Genomic DNA, 6,091 nt, shown 5'->3' with positions numbered 1-6,091 from the left:
TATTAAAATTTATGGTGCATACTCACTTGTAGTTGCCCTTTTCCTTGTGCATTGGTTTTTTGGTTCATCCAACCCAATTGAAACTTAATTTTTGAGTTCAACACATAACCCAATCCTAAATACGTACGGTTTCTATCAAAAAACTCAACCGTTCTATCATCACCTATATCTTGTTGTCCGTTGATAAATAATTCGTTGTATAACGCTGCATAAATGGTATTTTTCTCGAACGTTTTCTTATTAAACGGAATATTCATAAACAGGTTATAACGATAACGCGTTCTAAAATCTTGGTCTTCAACAAAACGTTGCTCATATCTAAAACGATGCGTTAAGTACACACGTCCTCCTATTTTTTGTGGTAAAAGTGCTTCTTGGTAAATTCTACTTTCAACCGAAGTATCATCGCTTTCACCTAAGGCTCCAGATGTAATATGCGCATATCCTAAGGTTAATTTTACCGACGTATTTTTTGGCCTGTACGTTACACCAGAACGTATAAGCAACTGCTCTAAATCTCCCATGATGTTCCAGTTTCTGTACTGCACATCACCTTGCAACCCAAATTTGCTCTCTTTAAATTGAGTATCAAAAAAATACATGTACCACGCTCCCATTTGGTCTGGGTTTTGGGCTTTAGTGGATTGCGTAAATGATACTGTTATAATGGAAAATAATAATAAAACACGAGCTGTTTTGGTCATAGCATTTATATTTTTGGATTGTTTTAATCCTGATTTAGGATAATAAAAAAAGTATTAAATTTAGAAACACAAATATCTTACTTAATGCCTGAATTTCCAAATATCATCCACTTTGCCATTCCTTTTTTCATCTTATCAATGGCACTGGAATTATATGTTACCACACGCGAAAAATTTAAAGAAACCAAAGGTTACGAACCTAAAGATGCCTTTGCCTCTATTGCTATGGGTTTAGGCAATGTGTTTTTAGGCTTTTTTAGTAAAGCTATTGTGCTTGGAGCTTTTGTAGTGATTTATGAAAACTTTAGGCTTTTTACCATTCCTGTGGCTTGGTGGAGTTTTATTTTAATTTTCTTTGCTGATGATTTCTCGTACTACTGGTTTCATCGTATTTCGCATGAGTGTCGTTTGTTTTGGGCATCTCATGTGGTGCATCATTCGTCGCAACATTACAATTTAAGTACAGCATTAAGACAAACGTGGTCTGGTGGGTTTTACTCGTTTATTTTTTGGTTGTGGTTACCGCTTTTGGGCTTTCATCCTGCTATGATTTTACTGCAAATGTCTATTAGCTTACTATACCAATTTTGGATTCATACCGAAGCTATCCATAAAATGCCAAAGTGGTTTGAAGCTGTTATGAACACACCTTCGCACCACAGAGTACATCATGGTAGTAATCCTATTTATTTAGATCGAAATCATGCTGGCATCTTAATTATTTGGGATAAACTATTTGGTACATTTCAACCTGAACTTAGCGAGGAAAAAGTACGTTATGGTTTGGTGACTAATATTAACACATACAATCCTGTAAAGATTGCTTTTGTTGAATGGTACAATATGCTTAAAGATGCGTTTTCAGGAAAAAAATCGTTAAAAGACCGTTGGCATTACCTTACCAAGCCACCAGGTTGGAAACACGATGGTACAGGAAAACTTAGTGACGATTTAAGAGAAGAATGGTTAAAGTCTGGTAAAACAGATAAAAACTACTGATAATTATCATATACTGTTTGCCAAAAAACCTTTAATTTTATAGTGTAATTATTTCAAAGCAAAAAAATGAAGAATATACTATTACCTACCGATTTTTCTGATAATTCATGGAAAGCGATTTCATACGCTTTAGAGCTGCTTAAAGATGCTGAATGTACATTTTACTTAATGCATTCGTACGAGCCACAAGTTGCTGCTCCATCAACAGCAGTTACCTCTAAACGTGCCAACTCTATAATTATGGAGTCTATGAAAAACGAAGCTATCTCTGAACTAAACCGCTTAAAAAAACAGATAGATGCCTTACCTAAAAACGAAAACCACACGTTTAAAACCTCTATAATTAACGACTATTTTACAAGTGCTGTAAAGGCAAAAGTAAAAGAACACAGTATTGATGCAGTAATTTTAGGAACCAAAGGTGCTAGTGGTTTAAAAGAAGTAACCTTGGGTAGCAACACTGCTGGTTTAATTGGTAAACTCACTTGCCCAATAATTGCAGTACCTTCTAACGTTGTATTTAATGACATTAACGAAATTGGTTTTGCTGTAGACTACTCTATAAATTCTTACACCAATGGCTTAAGCCTATTAAAAGCGCTAGCTGAACATTTTGAAGCACAAGTTTCTGTGGTTCATATTTTAAAAGATAAAGCGTTAACACCTGAAAAAGCATCTAGTAAAGAGAAACTTATTGCGTTTTTAAAACCAGTACCAACTCATTTTTATCAATTAACTGATGTCTCAGTAGCAAAAGGAACTCGTATTTTTAGTGAAAGTAGACAATTAGACATGATGTGTGTCATTGCTAAAAAACACAATTTCTTTGAAAAGCTATTTAATAAAAGCCAGAGTAAATCTATAAGTCACCACGCTAAAGTACCTCTCATTATTTTTAATGAAGCGTCGTTTTAAAACACAAAAAAAATCTACTAGTTGCTAGTAGATTTTTTTTTTTGACCTATATTTAACGGTCTCGTATAAGAATATTAGCGGATTTTACACACTAACTTTTCGGTTAAACACAGACCTTTTTTATATTTACTTACTTTTGTTTTAGCACTAAAACCGCTATTGTTTTTTATACATTGTTGGCAATAGTACTTATTCACCTATAAACTTATCTACTTGTTCTTTTGAAGTAATTCGAAAAACTACATTTCTACCGTCTTTATCTTCATTTATAAGTCCAGCATTCACTAATTCATTAAGGTCTTTTCTCGCTGTCTGTCTGACTACTTCGTGTTTTTTTGAGTATGAAGCAATATTGACTTTCCCTTTTTCCTTAGTATATAAATACCCAACTAAATCGGCTTGTCTTTTGTTAAGTCCTTTATCCAATATTTTATATGAAACTAAATTAGCTTGTTCAATATCTTTTTTCTTTTTGTCTCGATATTTAATTAGACTTTCAAATGCTACTCTTAAGCTTTTTATGGAATAATTTATAAAATAAGTAATGTCATTATTATCATTTTCTGTCTTTAGGAAAGCTTTGTCATATTGTATTCTAGAATTTAAGATTGCTCTTGAAATAGAAATATTTTTTATTAATGAGTATTCTTTTTTTACTAAAAACCAATAAAACAAAGCTCTAGCTGTTCTTCCATTACCATCCATAAATGGATGAATATAGCCAATTAAAAAATGAATAATCGAAGCCTTAATAATTGGATGTATAAATGGTTTATCTGAATTTGCAAATTCACATAAATCAGTCATATACTTATCTACATACTTTGCCTCTGGTGGTGTATGAGCAATTTCTCCATCTACGTGGTCTTGAACAAAAATCTGTTTTTTTCTAAAATCGCCAGCACAATATTCGGCACTAGTACTAGCTGTCATTGTTTTATGTAATTCAATAATTAGAGTAAAATCAAGTGGTTTGTCAATTTCTTCAGTAATTAGTTTTATACTTCTTAAATTATTGAAAATCATCTGTTCAGATTCATTTCTTGGCTTACGTCCTGATTTCAACATTTCAAAAGCTACTTTGGTTGTAGTAGCCGCTCCTTCCATTTGTGAACTTGCGATTGCTTCTTCTAAGATTGAATTCTTTAGATATTCAGCTTTATGAAATGATGTAATTGGATTTCTGTAAAGTCCTCCAATTAATTTTAAGTCAAATTCGTGAAGATTTTCTTGAATATTTTCAGTCAAGCAATAATTGAATTCTTCTTTTCCAAACTTCAGTCTTTTATAATTACCTCTTCTATGAAGTTTTATTAAACTCCAAGCTTTGAGTGGGTCGTTATAAGGTATTTTTTTTCTATGTTTAAGTTCATCCCAATAGAAATATCTATCATCAGATGCTTTTAAAAAATCCGAATATGTCTTGTCAAAATAATCGTCGATTAATTCGTCGTTCATTAACGCATTTGGTGGATTTTCAAATTTCATTGTTTAAATATGTTAATTATGAATTCAAAATTAACATATTAAGTTGAAATTACCAATTTTGTCTTGTATTATTGCCAACTTTAAAAAGATATGGATTGCTTTAACAACCCACACCTTGAGTCAAGTTTTTTTTCGTTCAACCAAATTACTGTAAAAAACTATATTACAAATAGTTAGTTATACATTTTTATTAACAGCTACAGCTCAATACTCTCACCTATTTCTAGCAGCATTAAGTCTTTGTTTTTGTCAAAAAATTGACGTTTGGCTTCTTCATGGTCAATTTCAATATATCCAAAGGTATCAAAGTGGTAACCCAATACTTTATCGCATTGCACAAAATCGCTCGCTGTAATGGCATCTTCAATTCCCATGGTAAAGTTGTCACCTATTGGTAAAATGGCTAAGTCTAGTTTAGTACGCAATGGTATCAGCTTCATATCCATAGTTAAGGCTGTATCACCTGCTATGTAAATGTTTTTGTGTTCGCCTTCAATCACAAAACCTCCTGGTTGTCCACCATAGCTTCCATCAGGAAACGACGAGGTATGAATAGCATTAACGTATTTTACCATACCAAATTCAAAATCCCACGAACCACCATGATTCATTGGGTGTACTTCAAACCCTTGAGCTTCATAATACGAGGTAATTTCAAAATTAGATACAATAACTGCATTGGTGTGTTTTGCAATGGCTTCGACATCTAAAATATGATCTTGATGCGCATGCGTAATCAAAATATAATCGGCTTTTAAACTGTTGATGTCTATATGTTTTGCCTTGTCATTGGCAGTAATAAAAGGGTCTACCAAAATATGTACGTCGTTAACTTCAATGCCTAAAGCGGCATGACCGTAAAATGTAATTTTCATAGGATTACTGTTTTATTTTAAAATCATAAATTGTTTTTTCTTTCTACCATCACTAGCCATAATAAAGGTGTTGTTTTCAAAGGTACCAAAGTATGGTGTGTAGTAGGTATTGCCTTTATTGTCTTGTATTTTGTCGTAAGACACTTTTCCATCAGCTGAATATACAAAATCAAATAACGCAGTAGATTCTAGGAAGCCTTTTGATACTTTGGTTCTACCATCATTCTTTTCGGTAAGTCGCTTACCAGAATTTAAAATAACGTGCAATTGGTCGTCTTTTAAAAAGGCATTATACGAAGGTGCTGTTGCTTTTTTAAATATGCTTCGTCCCCAACTTAACTCTCCTTTAGCATCAAATTTCATAATTAAAATATCGTCATAATGGTAGGTTGTTACCCAATAACCTCCTGTAGTTCCTGTTGACACATAGGTTTGTGTAATATAAAACTCTTCGGCTAAAATGTAGGTATTACCATTGTTATCTTGCAATACATAATCTACATAAAAGTTAGAAATCTCTTTTCCTTTAGATTTTTTTCGGTCTGCTCTGTTTTCACCATACAAATCTTTATACACTTCAATTGGAAGCTCATAAGACCGTTTACGTTTTACAGCAAGCGCATTGGTATCAATTACAAAATTGCAACCACCTTTAATCTTAAATACATTTTTTTCAGAATAGAACCCAAGCAAGTGCAATTCATCTTGAATGATTGAAATATTAAGCGACTGGATGTGCTCATCTTCGCCTAAAGAAATTGTAATATCATTTGTACCAGACTGTGTGACTTTGTTAAGTACAAACTCGTAATTAGCATCTCCTTTTCGTTTTAACGAACGTCCTTTAATAAACAATTTTCCTAGTCCGTAAACTGTTGCGTTATCGTCAATAGATAAATCGTTGTGCTCATAAAAACGCTTTTCGTGTTCTTGGTACGCCTTTTCGTAAAGCAAACTTAAATTGTTAGAATTAAACACTCTAATAGTGTAAGAGTTGCTGTTCTTTTTAATATTATCGGTAGTTATGGCAAAATAATTTCCGTTTGGTGAAATGGCAAAACTGGTTTGACGCTTGTTTTGTCCTGAAAACAACAACTGCTTCTTCTCTAC

6 protein-coding genes are annotated in these 6,091 nt (G+C 32.8%); 2 read left to right on the top strand and 4 right to left on the bottom strand.

From position 1 onward, the window contains the following. Positions 1 to 2 precede the first annotated feature (2 nt). Positions 3 to 704 carry a DUF2490 domain-containing protein gene (locus ACQ0RB_RS15430; protein WP_430496684.1) on the bottom strand — a complete coding sequence of 234 codons (702 nt, stop codon included), beginning with the start codon at positions 702 to 704 and terminating at the stop codon, positions 3 to 5. Positions 705 to 788: 84 nt separating this feature from the next. On the opposite strand from ACQ0RB_RS15430, the gene ACQ0RB_RS15425 reads away from it, so the two are divergent. Both ACQ0RB_RS15425 and ACQ0RB_RS15420 read left to right on the top strand, forming a co-directional pair. Beyond that, the gene (locus tag ACQ0RB_RS15425; RefSeq protein WP_430499572.1) at positions 789 to 1,703 is read left to right on the top strand and encodes a sterol desaturase family protein; all 915 of its coding nucleotides are present in this window, start codon (positions 789 to 791) and stop codon (positions 1,701 to 1,703) included. A 66-nt stretch (positions 1,704 to 1,769) separates the two neighbouring features. Continuing rightward, positions 1,770 to 2,618 (top strand): universal stress protein, encoded by an 849-nt coding sequence (locus tag ACQ0RB_RS15420; RefSeq protein WP_131506927.1) that lies wholly within the window; start codon positions 1,770 to 1,772, stop codon positions 2,616 to 2,618. A gap of 189 nt (positions 2,619 to 2,807) precedes the next feature. Here ACQ0RB_RS15420 and ACQ0RB_RS15415 read toward each other — a convergent pair whose 3' ends face one another. From ACQ0RB_RS15415 to ACQ0RB_RS15405, 3 genes are all read right to left on the bottom strand, one after another. Continuing rightward, a complete protein-coding gene (locus ACQ0RB_RS15415; protein WP_430499570.1) occupies positions 2,808 to 4,106 on the bottom strand; it encodes a Fic family protein in 1,299 nt (432 codons plus the stop codon). A gap of 197 nt (positions 4,107 to 4,303) precedes the next feature. Continuing rightward, positions 4,304 to 4,981 carry a metal-dependent hydrolase gene (locus tag ACQ0RB_RS15410; protein WP_129760235.1) on the bottom strand — a complete coding sequence of 226 codons (678 nt, stop codon included), beginning with the start codon at positions 4,979 to 4,981 and terminating at the stop codon, positions 4,304 to 4,306. 12 nt (positions 4,982 to 4,993) lie between these two features. Beyond that, positions 4,994 to 6,091 (bottom strand): hypothetical protein (locus tag ACQ0RB_RS15405; RefSeq protein ID WP_430499568.1); only part of this gene is annotated, 1,098 nt, incomplete at its 5' end.

The sequence above is a fragment of the Gaetbulibacter sp. PBL-D1 genome (assembly GCF_050509525.1).
Taxonomy (GTDB): Bacteria; Bacteroidota; Bacteroidia; order Flavobacteriales; family Flavobacteriaceae; genus Gaetbulibacter_B; species Gaetbulibacter_B jejuensis.
Note: the sequence above shows the minus strand (reverse complement) of the source record. Positions and strands in the feature narration are given on the sequence as shown.

Bases quoted from the DNA above. Each gene is read 5' to 3' on its own strand.
- ACQ0RB_RS15430 (WP_430496684.1), bottom strand. From the start codon at position 704: ATGACCAAAACAGCTCGTGTTTTATTATTATTTTCCATTATAACAGTA.
- ACQ0RB_RS15415 (WP_430499570.1), bottom strand. From the start codon at position 4,106: ATGAAATTTGAAAATCCACCAAATGCGTTAATGAACGACGAATTAATC.
- ACQ0RB_RS15420 (WP_131506927.1), top strand. From the start codon at position 1,770: ATGAAGAATATACTATTACCTACCGATTTTTCTGATAATTCATGGAAA.
- ACQ0RB_RS15425 (WP_430499572.1), top strand. From the start codon at position 789: ATGCCTGAATTTCCAAATATCATCCACTTTGCCATTCCTTTTTTCATC.
- ACQ0RB_RS15410 (WP_129760235.1), bottom strand. From the start codon at position 4,981: ATGAAAATTACATTTTACGGTCATGCCGCTTTAGGCATTGAAGTTAAC.